This window comes from Mesorhizobium sp. Root695 (genome assembly GCF_001428185.1).
In the GTDB taxonomy this organism is placed as follows: Bacteria; Pseudomonadota; Alphaproteobacteria; order Rhizobiales; family Rhizobiaceae; genus Mesorhizobium.
On record NZ_LMHO01000011.1, the window covers coordinates 100,278 to 123,385 of the forward strand.

Sequence of the window (23,108 nt, forward strand, 5' to 3'; positions counted from 1 at the left end):
GTTCTAGCTTTTCAGGAATATCGTGAGAGCGGCGACAACGCCGCGATTGGCCTCTTCGGTGCCGACGGTCATGCGCAGCGCGTTGGGAAAGCCATAGCCGGAAACGCGCCGCAATATATAGCCGCGCGCCGTCAGATAGTCGTCCGCCGCCGCTGCGGAATGTTTCTCATCCTCGGGAAAATGAATGAGGATGAAATTGCCCACGCTGGGCGTCACCCGCAACCCGAGCCCGGCCATCTGTTCGCTCAGCCAGGCCAGCCAGGTTTCGTTGTGCGCCACGCTGCGCTCGACATGGGCGCGGTCGCGGATCGCGGCGATGCCGGCTTCGATCGCCGTCGCATTGACGTTGAAGGGGCCACGCACGCGGTTGATGGCGTCGACGATGTGCATCGGCGCGTACATCCAGCCGATCCGCGCTCCACCAAGGCCTATCTTGGAGAAGGTTCGGGTCATCACCACGTTCTCGGCGCTGCCGACCAGCTCGATGCCGGCTTCGTAGTCGTTGCGCCGAACATATTCGGCATAGGCCGCGTCGAGTACCAGAAGCACGTTCTTCGGCAGTGCGGCATGGAGGCGCCGCACCTCCTGGAACGGCACATAGGTGCCGGTCGGGTTGTTGGGATTGGCGAGGAACACGATCTTGGTGCGCGGCGTGACGGCGGCCAGGATGGCGTCGATATCAGCGCGCTCGTCTTTTTCCTTGATCGTCACCGGAACGGCGCCAGCCGACTGGATGTAGATCTTGTAGACCATGAAGGCGTGTTCGGTGATGACGGCCTCGTCGCCGGGCGCCAGATAGGTCTGCGCCAGCAGGCCGAGGATCTCGTCGGAACCGTTGGAACAGATAATGTTGGCTGGGTTGAGGCCATGCACCTCGGCGATCGCTTCGCGTAGCCGCCTGGCGGTGCCGTCGGGATAGATGTCGAGCTTGCCGGCAATCTCGCGCGCGGCTTCGATCGCCTTCGGCGACGGACCTAGCGGATTCTCGTTCGAGGACAACTTGTAGACCTTGGCGACGCCGGCGGGTGCCGTGCTCTTGCCCGGCACATAGGCGTCGATGTCCATGATGCCCGCGCGTGGGGTTGGACGTGCCTTGTCCGGTATCTGGTTCATGTCGCAAAAATCCGTCGAGAGCGCTTCCTGAGGGAAGCCGCAGCGGAAATACAAGCCGTGGCCCGCAATGTCGAGAGGTGACAGCCTCCGGACCAAGGCGGGCCGTTGACGCCGGCGCGCCACAGCCCTAGAAAGGGTACAAACACCCGTGGTGATTTGGCCGGTCGGCTTGCAGCCACGTTAAACAACTTGCTAAAGGGCCGTTTGCATCCTGTAACCGGCTTTGCGACTGCAATGCCGGTTTTTTGTTGTCCGCGCCGGCCGGACACCCACATCGGCATCGATTTTCGAAAAGCACGGTGCGTGGATTCAAAGTGTGAGATGGATGTCATGGCCGTTCTGCGCGCCCGCAAAACCAACAACGAGGCCGACCAGCCGTCGAGCCCGGTTTTGCGTTTTGGGTCCGACAAGCCGCTCAAGCTGGACGCCGGCACGCTGCTGTCGCCGTTCCAGATCGCCTACCAGACCTACGGCACGCTGAACGATGCTCGCTCCAACGCCATCCTCGTCTGCCACGCACTGACCGGCGACCAGCACGTCGCCAGCACCAATCCGGTGACCGGCAAGCCGGGCTGGTGGGAGGTGCTGATCGGCCCCGGCAAGATCATCGACACCAACCGCTTCTTCGTCATCTGCTCCAACGTCATCGGCGGTTGTCTGGGGTCCACCGGACCTGCCTCGACCAATCCCGCCACCGGCAAGCCCTATGGGCTCGACCTGCCGATCATCACCATCCGTGACATGGTGCGCGCGCAGCAGATGCTGATCGACCATTTCGGCATCGAGAAACTGTTTTGCGTGCTCGGCGGCTCGATGGGCGGCATGCAGGTGCTGGAATGGGCGTCGAGCTATCCGGAGCGCGTCTTCTCGGCGCTGCCGATCGCCACCGGCGCGCGCCATTCCTCGCAGAACATCGCCTTCCACGAGGTCGGCCGGCAAGCCGTCATGGCCGATCCGGACTGGCATGGCGGCAAATATTTCGAGCACGGCAAACGCCCGGAAAAGGGCCTGGCGGTGGCGCGCATGGCCGCCCACATCACCTATCTGTCGGAAGCCGCCCTGCACCGGAAATTCGGCCGCAATCTGCAGGATCGCGAAGCGCTGACCTTCGGCTTCGATGCCGACTTCCAGATCGAAAGCTATCTGCGCCACCAGGGCATGACCTTCGTCGACCGCTTCGACGCCAATTCCTACCTCTACATGACGCGGTCGATGGACTATTTCGACCTCGCCGCCGACCATGGCGGCCGGCTGGCCGACGCCTTCGCCGGCACCAAAACCCGCTTCTGCCTGGTGTCCTTCACCTCGGACTGGCTGTTCCCCACCGAGGAGAGCCGCTCGATCGTGCATGCGCTCAACGCGGCCGGCGCATCGGTATCCTTCGTCGAGATCGAGACCGACCGCGGCCACGATGCCTTCCTGCTCGACGAGCCGGAACTGTTTGCGGCCATCAACGGCTTCATCGGCTCGGCGGCCCGGGCGAGAGGACTCACATCATGAGTGTCAACCGCGACCAGCGCGTCGACCTCGAGGTCGTCGCCAACCTCATCCCGCCACAGTCGCGCGTCCTTGATGTCGGTTCGGGCGACGGCTCGCTGCTCGAGCTGCTTCAGGACACCAAGCAGGTCGACGGCCGTGGGCTTGAGCTGTCGCAGCGCGGCGTCAACGAATGTGTGGCGCGCGGCCTGTCGGTCATACAGGGCGATGCCGACAAGGACCTCGAATTCTATCCCGACAAGGGTTTTGACTTCGTTGTCCTGTCGCAGACGCTGCAGGCCACACGCAACCCGAAGCTGGTGCTCGACGAATTGCTCAGGATCGGCAACCGCGCCATCGTGTCCTTCCCCAATTTCGGTCATTGGAGGGTGCGCCTGTCGCTGTTCATCCAGGGGCGCATGCCGGTGACCAAGGACCTGCCCTATTCCTGGTACGACACGCCCAACATCCACTTCTGCACCATCCGCGACTTCGTCAATTTGTGCGACGAACTCGGCGCGACCGTGGAGAAGGCGACGGCGCTCGACGCCAATGGCCAGAAGATCGGCCTGTCGATGCCGTGGTGGTTCTGGAACTTCTTCGGCCAGCAGGCGGTGTTCTTGCTGAAGCGGTAGTAGCCGCTCGCTATTTCAGGACATCCGTGGCCTTGTGCTGATGTTCGACGCCGTCGGCGAACACCACATCGGCCTCCGAATTGTCCGTGCGCAGCGCCAGTATCGCCTGGTAGGCTGATGAATTGTACCAGCCATGCACGTGCTGCCTGTCGGGGAATTCGATGATGATCAGATGGCCAGGCCAGTTGTTCTCGATCACCTCCACATCGCCGCCATGAACCAGAAAACGGCCGCCGAAAGGTTCCAGCGTGGCATCGATCTTGTGCAGATATTCGATGATCTGCGGACCCATTGTGGCTTGGCGCATATGGGCGACGGCGTAAGCGGTCATGACTGAATTCCCCTTTCAATCGAAGCCGCGTTGCGGGCCTCGCAAGGGCAATCTGACCAAACGTCGAGCGCGAAGCGATTACGTCTGAAGTAATGGTATACATGCTATCGTATGGCAGCCGGCCGATTTCCGCTGGTGATTCGCAAACGCCCAGTCTGGCAATGCTGTTGCAATTGGAACGCTAACATCGGGAATTCGTTATCTCGCGTGAGTTGAGTGCTGGCACAGTGCGTGACACAGGAAACTGTTTTTTTGTAGCGTCGCGTCGAAGATGATGACCGGAAAGGAAAGTCGGATCCATTCGACCGTTCTGAAAATCGAAAAGTCCTGGATAGACACGCAACCCCGCGCAGGAAACGGCTGACACGACATGGCCGGGATCGATCCAACACCTCTCATCACGGTCATAACGCCGACTCACAATCGGCGCGAAACGGTATTGCGCGCCGTGGAAAGCGTGCTGTCCCAGGGCATGCCGAGGCTCGAGCATATTGTTGTCGATGACGGCTCGACCGATGGAACCGAGGCGGCGCTCGCCCGCATTCAAGACCCGCGGCTGATCTATGTCGGGGCGAAATGGCGAGGCGCCAACGCCGCCAGGAATGCCGGCATCGAGCGGGCGCGGGCGCCCGTCGTGACATTTCTCGATTCGGACGACGTCTACCTGCCGCACCGGCTTGAACAGACCCTGGCCTGGTTCGATGACAATCCCGCACTTCAGGTGCTGATCAGCTCTTTTGTCTCCCTGAAGGGCAACCGCGCCACCAACTGCATCAACCACGATGCATTCGTCAGCCCAACAATGCTGGAGCGGACACTGGTCGCGCAGACGATCTTCATTGCCGGCTCCGCGATAACGGCTCGCCGCGAGGCCTTGCTTGGCATTGGCGGCTATGACAGCGACATCACCCGGATGCAGGACCGGGAATTGCTGCTGCGGCTTGCCCGCCGCCATGGCGCTCAATTGTCCGAGGATATCGACTGGACGAAATACAATTCGGAGAACTCGATTTCGGGCCGCCGTGACGGTTATGTCGAAGCCTATGCGAACCTGATGGGCAAACACCCGCACATTGCCCACGCCTACCCGCATATTCCGCCCTACATGATCTCGCGGCAGATCATTGCCGATATTCTCAGAGGCCGGATGCCAGAGGCATTCAAGGGCTACATGGCCAATCGCTCGTCGAAAGCGCTCGGCTACTCACTACCTGAGCTGATGCACGGTTATGTCCATGGCCGACGCTGGCGCCGCGATCTCTACAATGAGTTTCGCGACAAGTTTGGCGCCCGGCCGGCCTAAATTCGGCAAGACTCACCGGTCGAGTTCCGGAAAATACGGATCGGACAGGAACCGCCTGTCCCGCTCGCCTTGCAGACAATCGATCGGCGCGGCGGCGTCGACGGAAATGACCCTGTCCTGAATGCCGCTCACTTCGAGGATCAGCTTGCGCCGGATGGCTGTCGAGAATTCAGTGGCCGCATAGATCGGCAACACGAAGGAACCGGGCCCTCCGGTCACGCATTGCGCATAATACTGGTCGAGATGGCTGAAGGTTGGCGAAGGGCTGATCAGGATCGGCAACCCGTTGATGACGATGCCTTTTGCGGTCGCCGCATCACGCGTGGCGGTGACCGGCGGCCCGATATTGTTCGGGCCGTCGCCGGAAATATCGATGACACTGCGTTCGCCATCGAAAGAAGTGCGATCGAAAAGCTCGGCGCCGAAAGCCAGCGCACCGGAAATCGAGGTGCCGCGGAAGCTCCGGAACGGGCGGGCCGCGACCTTGTCGGCAAAGCTGTTGGCGCTCTCGGCGCTGTCGATGATCTGCCAGCCGATGACCGCGTCGTCGCGCACCGTGCCGGCCCATTCGAAATAGGTGAGCGCGATGCGGCCCGTGGCGCCGGCGCGGACAGCCCGGATGAAGTCGGGATGCCTCAGCGCTTCGACATAACCGGCGCGCTGCAGGGCGAACTCCTTCTCGTCCATCGACAGCGAGATGTCGACCGCCAGCACCAGTTCGACGTCGACGGCCAGCGCATCCGTCGGCGAGGCGGCGGGCGCGGCCTGGGCGCAGGCAAGACAGGCAAGCAGGCGCAGAGCATCAAGCATGTCCGTCGCCAAGGTTGTTTCTCCCGAACAGCTTGCCTCGCGATCACGGCAAAATAAAGCTTGGCATCAGCAAGCCGATATCGGCCTATGTCTTGCGGCGAGCGGCGACTGGCGGCGGTTCGATCGCGCCGGCCCTGACGCGGGCGGGCTTCAGCGCCGGTGCACCGGAATCCTTGACGATCGTCAACGCGCGCGGAAAGAATTGATTGTTGTGCAGGCCGCGCCCAATGTTGAGGATCGCGGTCCCCGGTAAACGCTTTTCGAGCATCGACAGCACGCGTCTTAGCGACGGCCCGTCGAACGCATCCAGCGCTTCGTCGATGATCACCCATTTCGGCTGCCGCAAGGCGAGCCTGGCGAAGGCCAGCGAGCGCTGTTCGTCATCGCCCAGTTCGTGGTCCCAGCGCCCGGCGCGGTCGAGCGACGAAGACAGTCGCTCAAGACCGACCTCGGCAAGCACCTCCGAAATGTCGGCATCGCTCGCCGGCGCAACTCCGTTCGGGTGGTCGAGGACCTCGCGCAACGTGCCGACCGGAAAATAGGGGACGCGCGGCACGAAAATGGGGGTTTCGCCCGCCGGCAGGCCGATCCGTCCGCTTCCCCATGGCCACAGGCCGGCAATGGCGCGGAAGAACAGCGTCTTGCCGGCGCCCCTGTCGCCGGTGATCATGACGCGCTCGCCGGGACGGATTTCGACATGCTGGTCGGCGAGCTTGGTGCAGCCCCCCGGCGAAGCCACTTCGAGCGTCTCGAAAGTCAGGCTGCCGTTGGCGTTTTCGCCGAAGGCGATGCGCCTTTCCGTGTCGTGCAACACATCGGTTTCGTCGAGCGCAATGCGGAAATCGGCGACGCGCATTAGCGTGGCGCGCCAATCGGCGATGCTGCCGATGTTGTTGATGAACCAGCGCAGGGACGAGTGGACCTGGTTGAATGCACCGACCGCCATCATCAGCCCGCCAAAGCTGATATCCCCTGCGAAATAGACCGGCGAGGCGACCAGGATGGGTGCCACGACGGTGATCCAGCCATAGGTGTCGGTCACCCAGGAGAGGTTGATCTGGGCGGTGTAGATGCGCCGCATGGCGCCCAGCACCGTGCCGAGGTCGAGTTCAAGCCGCCGCCTGGCGTCGGCCTCGCCATGATACAGCGCAATGGCATCGACGTTCTCGTTGACGCGCACCATCGAGGAGCGCAGCTCGGCTTCGCGTGTGTAGCGGTCGCTGTTCAGGCGGATGAGCGGGCGCCCGACCAGCCAGCTCAGCCAGGAGGCGATGCCGGCATAGAGGATGGCGGCCCAGACCATGTAGCCCGGTATGGCGAGCGACGTTCCGCCGATGTGGAACACGAAGCCCGAGGACAGCTGCCACAGCACGCCGACGAAGGACACGAGCAGTATGCACGACTGCAGCAGGCCGACGCCGAGATCAGTCGACAGGTCGGAAAGATGCGCGGCGTCCTGCTGCATGCGCTGGTCTGGATTGACGCCGATGGCGCCGGCATTGGCCAGCCGGAAGGCGCGCGCCGGCCGCATCCACTGGTCGATCAGGTCCAGCGTCAGCGCCTCGCGCAGCTTGAGCCTGATCATCTGGTTGAGCCAGGTCTGGCCGATATTGAGCACCAGCAGCCCGCCGGCGATCATGGCGAAGACGAGGAGCTGGTGCACGAAGGCCGTCATGTCGCGGCGCGCGAGCGCATCGTAGAAAGGCTGATTCCAGCGATTGAGCAGAACCTGGCCGATCGACGTTGCGATGATCACGGCCATGATACCGACGGATGTCCAGAGCAACCACTTGCGAACCGGCGATCCCGCCAGCGCCCGCCTGATCGTCGCCACCTGATCGCTCAGGGCACTGGCTTCGACCGCCACGGCAACCGGCTGAGCGGCGGCGGCATTGTCCGGTTGATCAGCCATGGCCGAGGTCCTTGCGTTCAGTGCCGAAACCGGTTGGGGAGACTTGAAGGCATCCGTCGTGTCCACTTGCGACAGGTAGGCAGGGAGACGACGCCAGGCACTGTTGCCGTGATCACGAAGCCGTCACCCGCGCAACCGATGGCTTGGTGTCTCCGGCCCCATTGCGACGGCCAAGTCGGGTGGCGCCATGCGGCGACAGCACCGGCACGAAGACACGGCGCGAGGCGCGCTGGACGACCGGCACACCTTGATAGAGCCGCTTCTGTGCCTCGACGACGATGACCCCGGAAAAGATCGGCCACAGTCGCCGGCCGGCGCGTTCCAGCACATTGTGGAACCGCATCATGAAACGGCGCCGCGATGGCGGAAAGAACAGCGCATCGGACCAGGCGGCAGGTGTGAAATTCGCCTCGCGCAGCAGTTCGGTGAGCTGGCCACGCGAAAAAGGCCGGCCATTGCCGAACGGCGTGTGCTCGAAGCGCGCCCAGACACCGCGCCGGTTGGGCACGACGATGACCACGCGGCCGGCCGGCGACAGCACACGCCAGATCTCGTTCAGCGTCTCCCGCGGGTTCTCGACATGTTCGAGCGAATGGACGAGCAGCATGCGGTCGATGCAGGAATCGACCAGCGGCAGTTCCTCGTCGAAGACCAGTGCCGTCGCGGTAGGCCCTGTCGCCGGCCACACCACCGCGCCTTGCGTTGCCGGCATGAAGGCGAAGACCCGCTCGGCGTTGGTGCCGAACCGCTCCAGCCACGGCAAGGTATAGCCGAGGCCGACCAACCGCTCGTTGGGCACGGCTGCCCATATCGACGACAACGCCATGGTGATCGAACGCTCGGCGAACCGGCCGAGCGTTGTCGAATAGAAGGAGCGAAGATCGACGATGTCGGAATGCATGGCAGGGATGTAGCCGCGATATCGGCGGGTTTCAACAAAAGGCCTCGATGAGCCCGAGATTCCGGGAATGACGTTCGACATCCGGGATGTTGTTCAACATCCCGGATGGTGCTCAATATCCGGGATGACATCCGCACGTCGGCGCCCTATGTCTGCAGCGACAATGGAGACATGCGATGCCGGTCGAAATCGAACAGTTCATGTGCCGCAGCGATAATTTCGGCGTGCTGGTGCATGACCCCAAAAGCGGCCAGACCGCGATCATCGACGCCCCCGAGGAGGCACCGATCCTGGCCGCGCTCAAGCGCACCGGCTGGACGCCGACGATGATCCTGACCACGCATCACCATGTCGATCACGTCGAGGCCAATCTGGCGCTGAAGGAGCGCTTCAAACTACGCATCGTCGGCCCGGAAGCGGAGAAGGCCAAGATTCCCGGGATCGACGAAACCGTCGAAGACGGATCCGTCGTTCATCTCGGCGATGAGCGGATCGAGGTGATTGCCACGCCCGGCCACACCGCCGGCCACGTCTCCTACTACTTGCCAGCTTCGAGTGTGGCGTTCACCGCCGACACGCTGTTTGCACTGGGATGCGGGCGGCTGTTCGAATGCAAGCCGCCGGTCATGTATGATTCGCTGAAGAAGCTGGCTGCACTTCCAGCTGAAACGGTCATCTATTGCGGCCACGAATACACGCTCTCCAACGCTCGTTTCGCGCTGACCGTCGATCCGACCAATTCAGCGCTGAAGGAACGCGCCGCCAAGATCGAGGCGCTTCGCACCGCCGACAAGCCGACGCTGCCGACGACGATCGGCGAGGAACTGTCGACCAATCCCTTCCTGCGCTGGCACGATCCGGCGATCCGCAAGCATCTCGGACTGGAGAAAGCCTCGGACGCCGAGGTCTTTGCCGAGATCCGCAAGCGCAAGGACAATTTCTGAACACCAGGGGGTTGCGGAGACGATGACCATCTCTGCCGAAATCATCGCGACGCTCGGCCTGAAACCGCATCCGGAAGGCGGCTGGTACGCCGAGACCTTTCGCGATGGCGCTGGCGGTGCGCGCGGCCATTCGACCGCGATCTATTTCCTGCTGGAACAGCATCAGGTTTCGGCCTGGCACCGGGTCAAGGACGCTGCCGAGGTCTGGCACTTCCATGCCGGCGCCCCGCTGGCGCTGGCGATGTGGGAAGAAGGCAGCCCCGTTGTGGAACAGGTGCTCGGCATCGATCTTGCAGCCGGTGAACGCCCGCAGATCGTCGTGCCGGCAGGCTGGTGGCAATCGGCGCGCAGTCTGGGCGAGTGGACGCTGGTCGGCTGCACCGTCGCGCCGGGCTTCGAGTTTGCCGCCTTCGAACTGGCTGAGCCGGGCTGGCAGCCGAAACAACCCTAATTCAGCAGAAAACCCAAGGTGATCGCGAGTTGGGCGGCGTAGTACAACGCCCAGACCGCAAAACGCATCCAGTCACGATGCGGCGAGATGGCGGCCGCCAGGAATTTCTCCGTGGCGAGCAACCCGTCGGATGCCATGAACAACAGCGCACCGCCGATAATCCAGACGCTGCCTGTCGTCAGCGCCGAAACGCCCATCGCCAGGATCGCAGCGATATAGACGGTGATCGGAACGCGCAGGCTTGGGCCGACGCGGCGCCAGAGCGCCGCCAGCATGACGATCGCAAACACCGCCATGGCGAGCGCGATCGCCCCGCGCCAGGATTCAGCGCCAAGCAACTCCAACCCGCCGCCGCTGTGCAGGAACAGCGCGACATAAACGATGTGGGCGACGAGAAAGCTGGCCAGCCCGCCGAGAAATGTCCTTTCGCCATCGCGCGAGAGGAAGGCGTCGCCGACGGCGCTGAGCGCGAGCGCGGAGACCAGCAGCAGCGGGCCGCCTTGCAGCGCCGCCAGCACGGCAAGCATCGCCACGGCAAGCGTCTTGACCGCCGAGCGGGCGAGCGTCGGCGGCATGCCGAGCGTGAAGGCGTAGGTGACCGCCGCCGCCAGCGAAAAGATTAGTGTCGCATTGGCATTGGCGTCGATGCCGCCCGCAAACGGCATCGTCATGCCCCGGCTCCGCTTTCGGATGCCCCGGCTCCGCTTTCGGTCGCGGCCGGCTTGCGCAGGAACAGGGATTTTGCCGCCAGCGCTGCGCCGCCGGTAATGAGCACGCAGGCGGCAAGGATGCGCAGCGACGGCTCGGCGACGCCGGCCGCGATCAGCACCAGCGTCGACAACAGCGGCGCCGCATAGCTTGCAGCACCCAGCACCTGGATGTTGCCGCGCTTGACGCCGATGTCCCAGGCATAGAAGGCAGCACCCACCGGCATCAGGCCAAGGCCGAGCACGGCCAGCCACTGGCCGGCGCCCTCAGGCAGCACCGTTTGTTCCAGTGCCAGATGGCAGGCGAGCGACAGCACTGCGGTCGCCGCGCAGAACCAGGTGACGATGCTGGTCGGCACCGACGGGAAGCGCCGCGACAACAGCGAATAGGACGACCACAGCAAAGCGCAGACGGCAGCCATGGCATAGCCGAAGGCATAGCGGGCGTCGAAGGCCAGGCCACCGCCCTTGGTGACGATCAGCACCGTGCCGGCAAGGCCGAGCAGCGCGCCGACGATATGGTTCCAGGCCAGCCGTTCGGCCGGCATCAGCGCCGAGCCGAGCACGATCAGCAACGGCCAGAGATAGGCGATCAGGCTCGCCTCCACCGCCGGCGCGTTGCGCAGTGCGGTGAAATAGAAGAAGTGGTAGCCGAACAGGCCGGCAATGCCGATCAGCCACACTTGCGGCGGTATCTTCTGGCTCTTGTCGGGTGCCGGCATGAACAGCCGCGCGACGAGCCCGACGCCGGTGCCGATCGAGAAGGTGATTGCCGACAGCAGGAACGGCGGCACCTGGCCCGACGCATCCGTGAGCAACGCCAGCAGCGCCCACATGGCGACCGCCGAAAAGCCGATCAGTGTTGCGCGCCCCATTCTGTCTCCAGTGGCGCGCGTATGGCGCCAAGCCTATTGTGCCGCTTCGAAACGCCTGGCGCTGATGGTCAAGGTGCCGATCTGAGTGCCCACCGTGGCGTGGATCGGCGCATATACGCCGGTTTGGCCGAGCGGTGCAAACGTCACCATCATGCGGCTTTTGTTCTTGAGATAGTTGAGCGCCTTGCGACCCTTGCGATAACCCGCCACCGGCTCGAAACCCATCTGGCAGGTGATGGTGTCCCCCTTGTAGCCCGGCACCGAGATCGTGCCTTTCGAAGCGTAGGTCAGCGCCAGGTTGGCGCGCATCTCGCCATCATAGAACTTCACCGTGCGGCCGCAGACCTGGTCGAGGCTGTCGGCATGGATGACGGTGGCGGCCATCGGATCGAGCACCGATGCCAGGTCGCTGGCGCCGAGCGGCACCCAGCTTTTGGGATCGCGCTTGCCCGGCGCCGGGATGACCTGCGTCGAGGTGACCGCGCCATTGGCAAAACGGATATCGACCACCGATGCCTTCTTGCCGGAGGTGTAGTCGGCACGGAACGCCTGCGGCACCATCTTCTTGCCCGCAATCGTGCCTTTGGATGAGATCGTGCCACGCGTGTCGTCGAACAGCTTGGCGAGCCCGGCCGCGGTGACGCTGCCTTCGATCGCGTAGGCGCCGTTCTCATAATGGCTGGAAAACGTTGATTTCGCTATCGAAAAACCAAGGAACGACACCGTGTACTCGCCCTTGAACGACTGCGGCGAGGCAGCTGATGCGGCGGACGGCAAGGCAACGGCAAGCATGGCGGCAAGGGCTTGTGACGAACGAAGCATGGCGGGATCGGGTCCTTGATTTTCGGCCGGAGGCGGGCAACTCCGGCCTGGCATGTCCCTATCAGACCGCTTATAGGAAGAAATCCGGCCTTAATATGAAATGCCGGGCGCTTCCGTGGGGAAGCCGGAGCTTGACGCCTCGGCGAAATGCAACTATGGAACGCCAACTTTTTCCATAAGGCCGCCTGACCAGAACCGCGCGCCACCCGGCGTGGGCACAAAGGTTTGGCAGACCCCGAGAACTGAAGGTTAGAACCATGTCCCGCACCTGCGAACTCACTGCCAAGGCAGTCATGTCCGGCAACAATGTGAGCCACGCCAACAACAAGACCAAGCGTCGCTTCCTGCCGAATCTCGTCAATGTGACGCTGATTTCGGAAGCGCTGAACCAGAACGTGCGCCTGCGCATCTCGGCCAACGCGCTGCGTTCGGTCGAACATCGCGGCGGCCTCGACGCCTTCCTGGCCAAGGCCGACGTCAAGGAATTGTCGCAGCGCGCCCGTCTGTTGAAGAAGCAGATCGCCAAGAAAATCGCCGAGCAGCCTGCTGCCTGACATCGTTTAAAGGCGGGGGACGACCGCCCTGGCCAACCTCTTGTTGGCCTTGAGCATCGGATCGAACCCGCAAGGTTTCGGCAATCCGATGCTCAAATACGAAGCGAGCATCGCCCGGATGGACATGATGCTCCGCTGGTTCCATTACCCAGGATAAAAAAATGACTTCCTTCTCGCGATACCTGCCATTCGTGGCCGCCATGGCGCTTGTCGTCGTTGCGTCGAACATTCTTGTGCAATTCCCGATGCAGGGCCAGATCGGCGGCCTGTCGCTGGCCGACCTTTTGACCTGGGGCGCCTTCACCTACCCCTTCTCCTTCCTGGTCACCGACCTCGCCAACCGCCGCTACGGGCCCGCTGTGGCGCGCAGGATCGTCTTTGTCGGCTTCATGACGGCGGTGGTCTGCTCGATCCTTGTCCCGCCCTTCCTGTTCCGCCACGGCCTGATCGAATTCGAGACCGCCGCGGACCGGCTGGTGCGGATCGCAGCCGCCTCCGGCGCGGCGTTCCTTGCCGCGCAATTGCTCGATGTCACCGTCTTCAACCGGCTGCGCCGGCAGAGCTGGTGGCGGGCGCCGATCGTCGGCACGCTGGTCGGGTCGGTGTTCGACACCGCTGTGTTCTTCACCGTCGCTTTCTCGACCGCCTTCGCCTTTGCTGGTCCGAGCGACGGCTTTGCGCTCGAGACGGCGCCGCTGATGGGCGTCTTCCATGTCGACGCCATGCGCTGGGTTTCGTGGGCGCTTGGTGATCTCTCGGTGAAGCTGATCATCGCCGTGGTGGCATTGATCCCCTACCGACTGCTCGCCGCCCACTGGAGCCAGCCGGCGGTTGCGGCTTAAACCATGATCCCGAAAAGTGGGACCCGGTTTTCGGAAAAGATCATGGTCGGACAAAGATCATGATCCCCTGGGTCCAGCTCGATTCGGCAAAGACCCCGGATGGCAGGCAGGAACTTCGCCTCAAGCGGCGTGGCACCGAATTCTCGATCATGCTGGGCACCAACGAGCTGATGAACAGCCGCCTCAGCGGCTCTGAGAAAGCGCTGGCAAAACTATCATGCGAGCGGATTGCCGGCCACCGGCAGCCAAGAATCCTCATCGGCGGCCTTGGCATGGGCTTTACCTTGCGCGCCGCACTCGCCGAACTCGACGATGATGCCGGCATCGTCGTCGCCGAACTGGTGCCAGCCGTCGTCGCCTGGGCACGCGGTCCGATGGCCGAGGTCTTTGGCGGCTGTCTCGACGATCCGCGCGTCACCATCCAGGAGACCGATGTCGGGCAGCTGATACGCTCGGAGCCCGCGGCATGGGACGCCATCCTGCTCGATGTCGACAACGGCCCGGAAGGCATCGTCCACAAATCCAACGATGCGCTCTACAGCCTGGAGGGCCTCGGAGACGCACGCACCGCTCTCAGGCCAAGCGGCGTGGTGGCGGTGTGGTCGCAAGGCCCCGACAGCGGCTTCACGCGGCGCCTGAAGCAGGCAGGCTTCGCGGTCGAGGAGGTCAACACCCGCGCCAACGGCAAACGCGGCGCGCGCCATGTCATCTGGATCGCCACCAGGACATAGAGCCGGCGGGGCTCAATCCTGGTGCAGGATGAATTCCAGATAGAGGTTGCGCTGCAGGATCGAGTGGTTGTCGTCGGAGATCAGCGACACCATCAGCGCACCATCGTCGCGGGTCCAGACGTCGAGCCCTTCCATATTGTCGATCTGGTAGCCCATGTCGGCCTCCAGCAGCACCGGCCCGTCGGCGACGGCGCCTTTCTCGACGCTTTCGCCATAGATGCGCCGCAGCCGCATCTTGACGCCGCTGGCCATCGAAAAGCTGCGCTCCAGAAGCAGCAGATCGCCGTCCGGCAGGAAGGCGCCGTCGGTGATGTCGAAATCACCGTTGCGCTTGACGGTGAAGACGCCCTTGTGCGGCCCTTCGATGATGGCGGCATAGATGTTGCCGGCTTTGTCGAGGCTCTTCTCGGAGACCACGACCAGCCCGCCCTGATGCTGGCCGTTGGCATCGGCATGGGTGACGGTCTCGAAGCCGCGATTCTGGCGCAGCTCCCGGGCCGGAACCACGAAATCCAGCTGCTTGAACTGCGCCTTCATATCGGCCGGGTCGATCTCGAACTGGGCGACGCGGTGGTTGCGCTCGAAGCCGACCGTGGCGATGCCGTCCTTGACCGCAAGGCCTTCCGCATCGACCTCCCATTTCTTGTCGATCGGCCCGCCGGTCTCGTCGACCATCTGCTGCATGCGGAAATTCTGGATGCCGGACGGCCGCTTGTCGGCGTCGCGGACCACCGTGCCGAAGAACCAGAACCCGGTATCGGCAACGCCGATGAAATCGCCGCCGGCTTTCAGGAAACGGAAGGCCGACAGCGCACCGAAATCGCGCGTCGGCGAGGTCATCTCCAGCCCGCCGACGAATTCGAGCGGGCCGAACTGCTTGTCGGCATGGCCAATGTGGAATTCGCTGATCGGGCGGGCCGACACCTCGACCGGTTCGACGGAGCTTGAGCCAGCCGAACCGGCTGCCGCCGAAGCGACGCCGGAAAATAGGGCGATGGCGGCGAAAAGCGTCTGCCGTAAGCCGCCGCGCGAAAAGATCATCCGGCGCGCCGCATGCCGCCGCGCCGCGTGTCGCGCGCGCTTTCCTCGGCGAACAGCGAAGCCAACTGCTCGGTCATGGCGCCGGCCAGTTCCTCGGCATCGACGATGGTGACGGCACGGCGATAGTAGCGCGTGACGTCATGGCCGATGCCGATGGCCAGCAGCTCCACCGGCGAACGTGTCTCGATCAGTTCGATGACAGCGCGCAGATGGCGCTCGAGATAGTTGCCCGGATTGACCGACAGCGTCGAATCGTCGACCGGCGCGCCGTCCGAAATCATCATCAGGATCTTGCGCTGCTCCGGCCGGGCGATCAGCCGGTTGTGCGCCCACAGCAGCGCCTCGCCGTCGATGTTCTCCTTGAGCAGGCCCTCGCGCATCATCAGGCCGAGATTGCGCCGCGCCCGCCGCCACGGATGGTCGGCCGACTTGTAGATGATGTGGCGCAGATCGTTGAGCCGGCCGGGGTTCGGCGGCTTGCCGTCCTTCAGCCACTTCTCGCGCGCCTGTCCGCCCTTCCACGCCCGCGTGGTGAAGCCGAGGATCTCGACCGAGACGCCGCAGCGTTCCAGCGTACGCGCCAGGATGTCGGCGCAGGTGGCGGCGACCGTGATCGGCCGGCCGCGCATCGAGCCGGAATTATCGAGCACCAGCGTCACCACCGTGTCGCGGAATTTGGTGTCGCGCTCCTGCTTGAACGACAGCGGCTGCATCGGATCGATGACGACCCGCACCAGCCTTGCCGGGTCGAGGTAACCCTCTTCCAGGTCGAAATCCCACGACCGGTTCTGCTGCGCCATCAGCCGGCGCTGCAGCCGGTTGGCCAGCCGACCGACGACGCCGGACAGATTGGCAAGCTGCTTGTCGAGGAAGGCGCGCAGCCGGTCGAGCTCTTCTTCTTCGCAAAGCTCCTCGGCCCCGACCGTCTCGTCGAAAGCGGTGGTGAAGACCTTGTAGTCGATTTCCTTCGGCAGATTGGTGAAGGGATTGTCGTTGCGGCGCGCCTCGCCGGGTGTTTCGGCATCGGCGTCGTCATCGTCCGACAGGTCGTCTGCGGTGGCGTCGGAGGCTTCCGTCTCGGCCGACTGCTCGTCATCGGCCGAAGCCTCGGCATCCTCGGACTGCGACTGCTCGGAGCCGGAATCCTCTTCGCCGCCCTCCTCGCTCTGCTCCTCGCCTTGCGGCTGGTTGTCGTCATTGTCCTCGGAGTCTTCCGTCTCCTGGTCGTCGCCGAGCTCCTCGGCCATTTCCATGGAGGCGAGCATCTCGCGCACGACACGGGCAAAGGCCTGCTGGTCGCCGAGCTTTGCCGACAACCCGTCGAGGTCGGCCTTGGCCTTTTCCTCGACCCAGGGGCGCCAGAGTTCGACCAGCCGCTCGCCGCTTTTCGGGACGGGCTGGCCGGTCAGCTTCTCGCGCACCATCAGGGCGAGGGCTTCCTCGATCGGCGCGTCGGCCTTGTCCTTGACGTCGACGAGGTTGGCCTTGGCGTATTTGTCCTCCAGCATCGAGCCGATGTTGTCGGCGACGCCTTGCATGGCGCGGCTGCCGATCGCCTCGACACGAGCCTGCTCGACCGCGTCATAGATGGCGCGGGCCGCTTTGCCTTCCGGCGCCAGCTTGGTGTGGATGCGCGCGTCGTGACAGGCGCGCTTCAGCGCCATGGAGTCGCCAAGGCCGCGGGTGATCGCAATGTCGGTCTTCGACGCCTTCTTCGGCAATTCGGGCAGCCGCGCCCGGTTGCCGGCGAGCGCCGGCCTGTCTTTGGCGAAGCCGACTTCGAGTTCCTTGTCGCCGGCGATGGCGCGCATGCAGACGGTGACGGCGCGCTTGAAGCTATCGGCTTCAGACCCCGTCTTCGACTTGTTGCGCGTGTTGTCGCCCGGACCCGCCATCGAGACCCTGCTTAGCCCAGCACCACGTTTGCCGCTGATTCCGGCAGATCCTCGCCGAAGGCGCGCTGGTAGAACTCGGCCACCACGGAGCGCTCGAGCTCGTCGCATTTGTTGAGGAAGGTCAGCCGGAACGCCATGCCGATATCACTGAAGATCTCGGCATTCTCGGCCCAGGTGATGACGGTACGTGGGCTCATCACGGTCGACAAATCGCCATTGATAAAGGCCGAGCGCGTCATGTCGGCGACGCGCACCATCTTGTTGACGATCTCCTTGCCCTTGGCGTCGCGATAGTGCTTGGCCTTGGCCAGCACGATGGCGACTTCATTGTCGTGCGGCAGGTAGTTCAGCGTGGTGACGATCGACCAGCGGTCCATCTGCGCCTGGTTGATCTGCTGGGTGCCGTGATAGAGGCCTGTGGTGTCGCCGAGACCAACTGTGTTGGCGGTCGAAAACAGCCGGAAGGCCGGATGCGGGCGGATGACCCGGCTCTGGTCGAGCAGCGTCAGCCGGCCCGACGATTCCAGCACGCGCTGGATGACGAACATTACATCCGGACGGCCGGCATCATACTCATCGAAGCAGAGCGCGACATTATGCTGGTAGGCCCAGGGCAGGATGCCGTCGCGGAATTCGGTGATCTGCAACCCGTCCTTGACCACGATCGCGTCCTTGCCGACGAGATCGATACGGCTGACATGGCTGTCGAGATTGACGCGCACGCAGGGCCAGTTGAGGCGGGCGGCGACCTGTTCGATATGAGTCGACTTGCCGGTGCCGTGATAGCCCGACACCATGACGCGGCGGTTGTAGGCAAAGCCCGCAAGGATCGCCATCGTCGTGTTCTTGTCGAACAGATAGTCCGGATCGATGTCGGGCACATGCTCTGATGTCACCGAATAGGCCGGCACCACCATCTTGGACTCGAAGCCGAATTTTTCCTTCACCGACACCGTTGTGTCGGGCAGGTTGGCGATGTCACGATCGACCTTGTTCATATCTCTCAACGTCTCCACGGGCGAAACGCCTCATTTCGCCGGCAATCGAATTTGTCCGGGGGCGGTCTTAGAGCCTTTTCCAACCTTATGAAAGTTGGAAAACGACACGAACCGTATGGTCGCTCAGCACAGGCCCGCCTGTTTGAGCACGCGATAGGCCTGCAGCACATCGCGGAACCGGTCTTCCGAACCTCTGTCGCCACCATTCGCATCCGGATGGTGGAGTTTCACCAGTTCCTTATAGCGCGCCTTGATTTCCTTGCCAGTCGCCTTTGTATCAAGGCCAAGCGTTTCCAGCGCCTTGGCCTCAAGCGGCTTGGCCTTGCGCTCGCGCGCCTCGCGTGGATCCTTCGGCCCTTTGAACAGGTCGAAGGGGTCGCGCATGCGGTTGTAGTAGCCGGCGCGGCCGGAACGCATCTGCGCCACATCCGGCGACGAACGCGTCGAGCCGCCGTTGACGCCCATCTTCCAGGTCGGCCGGTGACCGGTCATCGCTTCCTTCTGGAAGCGCGCGACCTCGGTGTCCGGCACGCCGGAGAAATAGTTGAAGCCCTTGTTGTACTCGCGCACATGGTCGAAGCAGAAGCGGAAATACTCGCCCTCCTTCATGCGCCCGACCGGCGCACGATGGGTGCCCGCTTCCTTGCAGCCGTCCCACTGGCAAATCGGCGAGTGCGACTTCAGCTCCGCGTCCTTGTCGGGACGGACGCGAATCTTCTCGAAATATTTTGGGTACGGCTTCATCTAACCCATTTATGGGGCGTTCGCAGATGCGAAACAAGAATTGACATTTTCGCGATCATCGCCCTAACCGCTGAATCGCGGCATAAAGCAGGCGAATGGCGGATTTTGTTGCGCGGCAGCGCCTTTTGCGAAGACCGATTTTCGGTTTCAAGGCTGATGCGCGAGCCATATGTGGTGAAGGGAGACGGCGATGTCCATACAGACGACCATGGAAGACAAGCTCAACAAGGCATTTTCGCCGGACCGGCTGGTCATCATCAACGAGAGCCATCTCCATGCCGGCCATCACCACCATGGCTCCGACCATCACGGCGCCTATGACGGCACCGGCGAGACGCATTTTCGCGTCCGCGTCGTCTCTTCGGCCTTTGCCGGCATGAGCCGCATCGACCGTCACCGCGCCGTCAACGAACTGCTTGCCGACGAACTGAAAGCCGGCGTGCACGCGCTGGCGATCGAACCGGCGGCTCCCGGCGAGAAGACCCGCTGGTAGGCCAGACTCGCCCTCACCTTCCGCCGCGCTCAGAGCACCGCTTCGATGAGGAACGGTCCGCGCCGCGACAGGGCACTGTCCAGCAGCGCGTCAAAGCGTTCACACGTATCGGCCCGGGCCGCTTCCACGCCCATGCCTTTGGCCAGCGAGACCCAGTCCAGCGTCGGAAGGTCGAGGTCGAGCATGCGCCTGGCGTTCTCGCCGATGGCGCCGACACCGACATTCTTCATCTCGCCATGCAGGATCGCGTAGGTTCGGTTGGCAAAGACGATCGTCACCACGTCGAGATCTTCCCTGGCCTGGGTCCACAATCCCTGCACCGTGTACATGCCGCTGCCGTCGGCCTCGAGATTGATCACCTTGCGGTCCGGGCAGGCGATCGCCGCTCCGGTCGCCATCGGGATGCCTCCGCCTATCGATCCGCCGGTGCCCATCATGTAGTCGTGCGGCGCGGCAAAGGCCGATAGGGCGAAGAAACGCCGCGCCGAGGTGATCGCTTCGTCGCAGACGATCGCATCCATGGGAAGCTTTCGCGCCACCGACAATGCGATGGCATCTTCCGTCAGCTTGCCGTTCGGCGTTGCCTCGTCGGGAAAGGCGGTCGCGAACACCTGTTGTTGCGACGGCTTTATGCCGAGTTCATCGCGAAGCGCTTCCAGCGCCGCATGCAGATCGTCGCCATGGGCAGCCAGCGTCAGCACCTGGCAGCCCTCCCGAACAAGTCGTCCCGGCTTTCCCGGATAGGCAAAGAAGGCAACCGGTTCCTTCCCGCCAACCAGGATCAGGACGTCGACATCCCCGAGCAGAGCCGTCGCCGCATCGACCGGATAGGGGATGCGCGTGGGCGCGACACGCCCGCGTCCGCGCTGCATTCGGGCGATCAGAACCTCGCTGAACAGGCGGACATCGCTGCCCGTCGAGATCTGCCCGGCAATAGCAAGCGCATCGGCTCGTGCGGCCTTTCCGCGAACGACCATGCCGGCCCGACCCGGAGCGGCACGGATCGCCGCGGCGATCTTGCGTACCGCGTCCATGTCGACGGCGGGCGGCGGCGCCAGCCTCACCTTGCCAACCGAGACCGCCCCGACTTCACCCCAGGCGGCATCCGCCGGCAGGATCAGGGTCGTGACGCCGGGGGGTGTCAGCGATGCGCGCAAGGCCGCTTCGGTCGCCGGCGCGACATCGTCCGGGCCGCCGATGCGGCGCACCCAGTTCGACATCGGTGCCGCAAGGCCGTCGATATCGCTGGTGAGCGGCGCATCGAGTGGCAGATGGTAGGACGCATGGTCGCCGACGATGTTGATCATCGGGCTGAGAGCGCGCCGCGCATTGTGCATGTTGGCGAGACCATTGGCCAGGCCGGGACCGGTGTGCAGCAGCGTCGCGGCCGGCCGATCGGTCATCCGCGCATAGCCGTCGGCGGCACCGGTCACCACACCCTCGAACAGCCCGAGCACGCAACGCATCTGCTGTTTGCGGTCAAGCGCGGCAACGAAATGCATTTCGGACGTGCCGGGGTTGGCGAAGCAGACCGTCACATCATTGGCCAGAAGCACGTCACACAGGACATCGGCGCCGTTCATGCAGTTCTCTCCCGTCGACGATCGAAGAGCAATTCCAGGAAAAGTGTGAAGCGGTTTTCCGTCCGGAATTGCGTCAAAACAAACAGACAGAGCAATTGCACCCGGGGGCGCCCGCACAGCAATATCCCGCCAGTGCTTTTGATCTGATCCAGTGGCTAGCGTACCAGCCTCAATCAGCCGACCGTCGATTTCAGGAATGCCAGCGCGGCAGCGGTCAGCGCGTCGCGGTCCTCACCGAAGTCGTGATTGATCGACATGTGCGTATAGGCGCTGCCGTCGAACAACGTTACCTCTGTACCAGTTGCGGGTAGGCGCTCGGCAAAGGCCTTCGAATCCTCGCCACGGCCAGGCGCCCGCGAATAGGCAATGAAGGTCGGCGGATACTTGTGGCCGTCTACATGGACGGCCGGCAAAAATGCCGCCCATTGCGAGGTGTCGGAAAACACACGCGCATAGGCCCGCACCATGCCGCCATTTCTGGCAAGTGCTGCAAGATCATAGGCCCTGGTGTCGTCGAGGATGAGCGCAGCTATGCCAGGCAGCCCACCGCGCATGCCGGTCAGGGCGATCAGGTGGCAGCCGGCCGAATGGCCCATGCCAACGATGCGGTTTGGGTCGCCGCCATACTGGGCGATGTTGGCCCTGATATTGGCATAGGCCTTTTCGACGTCGCTGGCCTAGGCGGCGACATCGGCCTTAGGCAACAGGCGGCAACCGATGGAAACGAAGCAGAAGCCGTTGGCCAGCAGGAAGGCCGGCTTGGCGTTGACCTGGCTGCGTTTGCCAAACTGCCAGGTGCCGCCGTGGACGAAAAACACGACCGGCAAGCCGCTTGCACCATCGGGCGCGTAGATGTCGAGCTTGGCCGGCCCGTAGTCGACGGTTTTCGGCGACGGCGCGCGCGATGCGCTGGAGGCGCCGTTCGACAGAAAAGCCGCCATCGAGGCCAGAAGCAGGGTTCGCCGATCGATCATCATTCTCTCCTGGCCACCCCGGCGGACAAATGCACCCTGGTGCCGCGAAGTTCCAATGAAGGATTGGTAACATACAAGCCGGAGGCACTATGCGACCGGCTTGATCCTCAACCTTGCGATCCGGTTCTTGTCGCGTTTCATGACGATGAAGCGCTTGCCGTGGAACGTAAAAGCTTGTTTCTCCTCGGGAATCGACTGCGTCTCGTGGATGACGAGGCCGGCGATCGTAGTCGCCTCCTCGTCGGGCAGGTTCCAGTCAAGCGCCCGGTTCAGGTCGCGGATCGGCACCGTGCCGTCGACGACGACGGAGCCGTCGGCCTCCTGCTTGACGCCCTGGATGTCGACATCGTGCTCGTCGGCGATCTCGCCGACGATCTCCTCGATGATGTCCTCCAGCGTCACCAGCCCTTCGACCTCGCCATATTCGTCGACGACGACTGCGAAATGCGCCTTGCGGCGCAGGAAGGCGTTGAGCTGTTCCTGCAAGGTCGTCGTGTCGGGCACGAACCATGGTTTCGAGGCGATCTTCATCACATCGATCCTGGAGAAGTCGTTGCCGACTTCGTTGAGCGCGCGCAGCAGGTCCTTGGCGTGGAGCACGCCGACGATGTTGTCGAGCGAGCCCTTCCACAGCGGCATGCGGGTGTGCGGGCTCTGCAGGATCTCGCGCACAACCGCTTCCGGTGCATTGTCGGCATTGACCGAGCGCATGTTGGTGCGGTGGACCATGATGTCGGAGACTTCGAGCTCGGCGAGATCGAACAGGCCGCCGACGCGGTCGCGGTCCTCGCGCACCACCTGGCCGTCGCGGCGGAAATCGTCCACCGCGCCGCGCAACTCGTCCTGGGTCGAGCGCTGCGGCTCGATGCGCGACAGCTCGTATCCGAACATGGCAAGCAGGCGCGTGCGCACGGCAACGAGCAGCAGGATGAGGATGGCAAGGACGGCGACGACGATCCAGCCGATGTCCATC

At 63.4% G+C, this 23,108-nt stretch carries 23 protein-coding genes, 1 pseudogene and 1 riboswitch; of the genes and pseudogenes, 9 read left to right on the plus strand and 15 right to left on the minus strand.

Annotated features, from left to right (window positions below):
- Window positions 1-3: 3 nt before the first annotated feature.
- Window positions 4-1,113, minus strand: coding sequence for a histidinol-phosphate transaminase (hisC, locus tag ASD99_RS12775; RefSeq protein ID WP_057143899.1), 1,110 nt, complete (start codon window positions 1,111-1,113; stop codon window positions 4-6).
- A 138-nt stretch (window positions 1,114-1,251) separates the two neighbouring features.
- A riboswitch (SAM riboswitch) is annotated at window positions 1,252-1,329 on the plus strand.
- Window positions 1,330-1,443: 114 nt separating this feature from the next.
- On the opposite strand from hisC, the gene metX reads away from it, so the two are divergent.
- Window positions 1,444-2,613, plus strand: coding sequence for a homoserine O-acetyltransferase MetX (gene metX / locus ASD99_RS12780; protein WP_056583906.1), 1,170 nt, complete (start codon window positions 1,444-1,446; stop codon window positions 2,611-2,613).
- Complete coding sequence (gene metW, locus ASD99_RS12785; protein WP_023757246.1) at window positions 2,610-3,224, plus strand: methionine biosynthesis protein MetW; 615 nt, start codon at window positions 2,610-2,612, stop codon at window positions 3,222-3,224. The genes metX and metW overlap by 4 nt, the downstream gene beginning before the upstream one ends.
- A 10-nt stretch (window positions 3,225-3,234) precedes the next feature.
- On the opposite strand, the gene ASD99_RS12790 is transcribed toward metW, so the two are convergent.
- Window positions 3,235-3,555 (minus strand): DUF1330 domain-containing protein, encoded by a 321-nt coding sequence (locus tag ASD99_RS12790; RefSeq protein ID WP_056583670.1) that lies wholly within the window; start codon window positions 3,553-3,555, stop codon window positions 3,235-3,237.
- Between the two features lie 370 nt (window positions 3,556-3,925).
- On the opposite strand from ASD99_RS12790, the gene ASD99_RS12795 reads away from it, so the two are divergent.
- On the plus strand, window positions 3,926-4,858 hold the full coding sequence (locus ASD99_RS12795) for a glycosyltransferase family 2 protein (protein WP_056583672.1): 933 nt from the start codon (window positions 3,926-3,928) through the stop codon (window positions 4,856-4,858).
- 12 nt (window positions 4,859-4,870) lie between these two features.
- On the opposite strand, the gene ASD99_RS12800 is transcribed toward ASD99_RS12795, so the two are convergent.
- The 3 genes from ASD99_RS12800 to ASD99_RS12810 form a co-directional block, all read right to left on the minus strand.
- Entirely contained in the window at window positions 4,871-5,668 is a 798-nt protein-coding gene (locus ASD99_RS12800; protein ID WP_056583909.1) for a DUF1194 domain-containing protein, read from the minus strand.
- Between the two features lie 85 nt (window positions 5,669-5,753).
- Window positions 5,754-7,580 carry an ABC transporter ATP-binding protein/permease gene (locus ASD99_RS12805; protein WP_057143865.1) on the minus strand — a complete coding sequence of 609 codons (1,827 nt, stop codon included), beginning with the start codon at window positions 7,578-7,580 and terminating at the stop codon, window positions 5,754-5,756.
- 112 nt (window positions 7,581-7,692) lie between these two features.
- The gene (locus tag ASD99_RS12810; protein ID WP_056583912.1) at window positions 7,693-8,481 is read right to left on the minus strand and encodes a class I SAM-dependent methyltransferase; all 789 of its coding nucleotides are present in this window, start codon (window positions 8,479-8,481) and stop codon (window positions 7,693-7,695) included.
- 176 nt (window positions 8,482-8,657) lie between these two features.
- On the opposite strand from ASD99_RS12810, the gene gloB reads away from it, so the two are divergent.
- Together gloB and ASD99_RS12820 are read left to right on the plus strand one after the other, a co-directional pair.
- A complete protein-coding gene (gene gloB, locus ASD99_RS12815) occupies window positions 8,658-9,425 on the plus strand; it encodes a hydroxyacylglutathione hydrolase (RefSeq protein ID WP_057143866.1) in 768 nt (255 codons plus the stop codon).
- A 22-nt stretch (window positions 9,426-9,447) separates the two neighbouring features.
- Window positions 9,448-9,876, plus strand: coding sequence for a cupin domain-containing protein (locus tag ASD99_RS12820; RefSeq protein WP_057143867.1), 429 nt, complete (start codon window positions 9,448-9,450; stop codon window positions 9,874-9,876).
- On the opposite strand, the gene ASD99_RS12825 is transcribed toward ASD99_RS12820, so the two are convergent.
- From ASD99_RS12825 to ASD99_RS12835, 3 genes are read right to left on the minus strand one after another with little or no spacing between them, the layout of a single operon-like run.
- Entirely contained in the window at window positions 9,873-10,547 is a 675-nt protein-coding gene (locus tag ASD99_RS12825; protein WP_057143868.1) for a lysoplasmalogenase, read from the minus strand. The genes ASD99_RS12820 and ASD99_RS12825 overlap by 4 nt on opposite strands.
- Window positions 10,544-11,458, minus strand: a complete 915-nt coding sequence (locus ASD99_RS12830) for a DMT family transporter (protein WP_057143869.1) — start codon at window positions 11,456-11,458, stop codon at window positions 10,544-10,546. The genes ASD99_RS12825 and ASD99_RS12830 overlap by 4 nt, the downstream gene beginning before the upstream one ends.
- Window positions 11,459-11,491: 33 nt before the next feature.
- Entirely contained in the window at window positions 11,492-12,280 is a 789-nt protein-coding gene (locus ASD99_RS12835) for a DUF3108 domain-containing protein (RefSeq protein WP_057143870.1), read from the minus strand.
- A 257-nt stretch (window positions 12,281-12,537) separates the two neighbouring features.
- Here ASD99_RS12835 and rpmB point away from each other — a divergent pair, with 257 nt between their 5' ends.
- The 3 genes from rpmB (at window position 12,538) to ASD99_RS12850 (ending at window position 14,407) form a co-directional block, all read left to right on the plus strand.
- Window positions 12,538-12,834 carry a 50S ribosomal protein L28 gene (rpmB, locus tag ASD99_RS12840; protein ID WP_056583698.1) on the plus strand — a complete coding sequence of 99 codons (297 nt, stop codon included), beginning with the start codon at window positions 12,538-12,540 and terminating at the stop codon, window positions 12,832-12,834.
- Window positions 12,835-12,995: 161 nt separating this feature from the next.
- Window positions 12,996-13,676 carry a queuosine precursor transporter gene (locus ASD99_RS12845; protein ID WP_057143871.1) on the plus strand — a complete coding sequence of 227 codons (681 nt, stop codon included), beginning with the start codon at window positions 12,996-12,998 and terminating at the stop codon, window positions 13,674-13,676.
- 59 nt (window positions 13,677-13,735) lie between these two features.
- Entirely contained in the window at window positions 13,736-14,407 is a 672-nt protein-coding gene (locus ASD99_RS12850; RefSeq protein WP_057143872.1) for a hypothetical protein, read from the plus strand.
- A 12-nt stretch (window positions 14,408-14,419) separates the two neighbouring features.
- Here ASD99_RS12850 and ASD99_RS12855 read toward each other — a convergent pair whose 3' ends face one another.
- The 4 genes from ASD99_RS12855 to ASD99_RS12870 all read right to left on the minus strand — a co-directional run bounded on the left by ASD99_RS12855 (window position 14,420) and on the right by ASD99_RS12870 (window position 19,085).
- Window positions 14,420-15,448, minus strand: a complete 1,029-nt coding sequence (locus tag ASD99_RS12855) for an esterase-like activity of phytase family protein (RefSeq protein WP_056583707.1) — start codon at window positions 15,446-15,448, stop codon at window positions 14,420-14,422.
- Entirely contained in the window at window positions 15,445-17,343 is a 1,899-nt protein-coding gene (cobT, locus tag ASD99_RS12860; RefSeq protein ID WP_056583709.1) for a cobaltochelatase subunit CobT, read from the minus strand. The genes ASD99_RS12855 and cobT overlap by 4 nt, the downstream gene beginning before the upstream one ends.
- Before the next feature lie 11 nt (window positions 17,344-17,354).
- Complete coding sequence (gene cobS, locus ASD99_RS12865) at window positions 17,355-18,341, minus strand: cobaltochelatase subunit CobS (protein ID WP_056583711.1); 987 nt, start codon at window positions 18,339-18,341, stop codon at window positions 17,355-17,357.
- Between the two features lie 123 nt (window positions 18,342-18,464).
- Entirely contained in the window at window positions 18,465-19,085 is a 621-nt protein-coding gene (locus ASD99_RS12870; protein WP_056583716.1) for a J domain-containing protein, read from the minus strand.
- Window positions 19,086-19,275: 190 nt separating this feature from the next.
- Here ASD99_RS12870 and ASD99_RS12875 point away from each other — a divergent pair, with 190 nt between their 5' ends.
- Window positions 19,276-19,578 (plus strand): BolA family protein, encoded by a 303-nt coding sequence (locus tag ASD99_RS12875; protein ID WP_023757265.1) that lies wholly within the window; start codon window positions 19,276-19,278, stop codon window positions 19,576-19,578.
- A 29-nt stretch (window positions 19,579-19,607) separates the two neighbouring features.
- On the opposite strand, the gene ASD99_RS12880 is transcribed toward ASD99_RS12875, so the two are convergent.
- The 3 genes and pseudogenes from ASD99_RS12880 to ASD99_RS12890 all read right to left on the minus strand — a co-directional run bounded on the left by ASD99_RS12880 (window position 19,608) and on the right by ASD99_RS12890 (window position 23,107).
- Window positions 19,608-21,161: an acetolactate synthase large subunit gene (locus tag ASD99_RS12880; protein ID WP_057143873.1), complete on the minus strand. Its 1,554-nt coding sequence runs from the start codon at window positions 21,159-21,161 to the stop codon at window positions 19,608-19,610.
- 173 nt (window positions 21,162-21,334) lie between these two features.
- Window positions 21,335-22,138 (minus strand): annotated as a pseudogene (locus tag ASD99_RS35270) (alpha/beta hydrolase).
- Window positions 22,139-22,222: 84 nt separating this feature from the next.
- Window positions 22,223-23,107 (minus strand): HlyC/CorC family transporter, encoded by an 885-nt coding sequence (locus tag ASD99_RS12890; protein WP_057143874.1) that lies wholly within the window; start codon window positions 23,105-23,107, stop codon window positions 22,223-22,225.
- Between the last annotated feature and the right edge of the window lies 1 nt (window position 23,108).

Coding starts and splice junctions, on each gene's coding strand:
- ASD99_RS12825 (WP_057143868.1), bottom strand. CDS start 10,547: ATGACGATGCCGTTTGCGGGCGGCATCGACGCCAATGCCAATGCGACA.
- rpmB (WP_056583698.1), top strand. CDS start 12,538: ATGTCCCGCACCTGCGAACTCACTGCCAAGGCAGTCATGTCCGGCAAC.
- ASD99_RS12875 (WP_023757265.1), top strand. CDS start 19,276: ATGTCCATACAGACGACCATGGAAGACAAGCTCAACAAGGCATTTTCG.
- metW (WP_023757246.1), top strand. CDS start 2,610: ATGAGTGTCAACCGCGACCAGCGCGTCGACCTCGAGGTCGTCGCCAAC.
- ASD99_RS12890 (WP_057143874.1), bottom strand. CDS start 23,107: ATGGACATCGGCTGGATCGTCGTCGCCGTCCTTGCCATCCTCATCCTG.
- ASD99_RS12830 (WP_057143869.1), bottom strand. CDS start 11,458: ATGGGGCGCGCAACACTGATCGGCTTTTCGGCGGTCGCCATGTGGGCG.
- ASD99_RS12795 (WP_056583672.1), top strand. CDS start 3,926: ATGGCCGGGATCGATCCAACACCTCTCATCACGGTCATAACGCCGACT.
- ASD99_RS12835 (WP_057143870.1), bottom strand. CDS start 12,280: ATGCTTCGTTCGTCACAAGCCCTTGCCGCCATGCTTGCCGTTGCCTTG.
- ASD99_RS12850 (WP_057143872.1), top strand. CDS start 13,736: ATGATCCCCTGGGTCCAGCTCGATTCGGCAAAGACCCCGGATGGCAGG.
- gloB (WP_057143866.1), top strand. CDS start 8,658: ATGCCGGTCGAAATCGAACAGTTCATGTGCCGCAGCGATAATTTCGGC.
- ASD99_RS12800 (WP_056583909.1), bottom strand. CDS start 5,668: ATGCTTGATGCTCTGCGCCTGCTTGCCTGTCTTGCCTGCGCCCAGGCC.
- cobT (WP_056583709.1), bottom strand. CDS start 17,343: ATGGCGGGTCCGGGCGACAACACGCGCAACAAGTCGAAGACGGGGTCT.
- ASD99_RS12790 (WP_056583670.1), bottom strand. CDS start 3,555: ATGACCGCTTACGCCGTCGCCCATATGCGCCAAGCCACAATGGGTCCG.
- cobS (WP_056583711.1), bottom strand. CDS start 18,341: ATGAACAAGGTCGATCGTGACATCGCCAACCTGCCCGACACAACGGTG.
- ASD99_RS12805 (WP_057143865.1), bottom strand. CDS start 7,580: ATGGCTGATCAACCGGACAATGCCGCCGCCGCTCAGCCGGTTGCCGTG.
- hisC (WP_057143899.1), bottom strand. CDS start 1,113: ATGAACCAGATACCGGACAAGGCACGTCCAACCCCACGCGCGGGCATC.
- ASD99_RS12820 (WP_057143867.1), top strand. CDS start 9,448: ATGACCATCTCTGCCGAAATCATCGCGACGCTCGGCCTGAAACCGCAT.
- ASD99_RS12855 (WP_056583707.1), bottom strand. CDS start 15,448: ATGATCTTTTCGCGCGGCGGCTTACGGCAGACGCTTTTCGCCGCCATC.
- ASD99_RS12880 (WP_057143873.1), bottom strand. CDS start 21,161: ATGAACGGCGCCGATGTCCTGTGTGACGTGCTTCTGGCCAATGATGTG.
- ASD99_RS12810 (WP_056583912.1), bottom strand. CDS start 8,481: ATGCATTCCGACATCGTCGATCTTCGCTCCTTCTATTCGACAACGCTC.
- ASD99_RS12870 (WP_056583716.1), bottom strand. CDS start 19,085: ATGAAGCCGTACCCAAAATATTTCGAGAAGATTCGCGTCCGTCCCGAC.
- ASD99_RS12845 (WP_057143871.1), top strand. CDS start 12,996: ATGACTTCCTTCTCGCGATACCTGCCATTCGTGGCCGCCATGGCGCTT.
- metX (WP_056583906.1), top strand. CDS start 1,444: ATGGCCGTTCTGCGCGCCCGCAAAACCAACAACGAGGCCGACCAGCCG.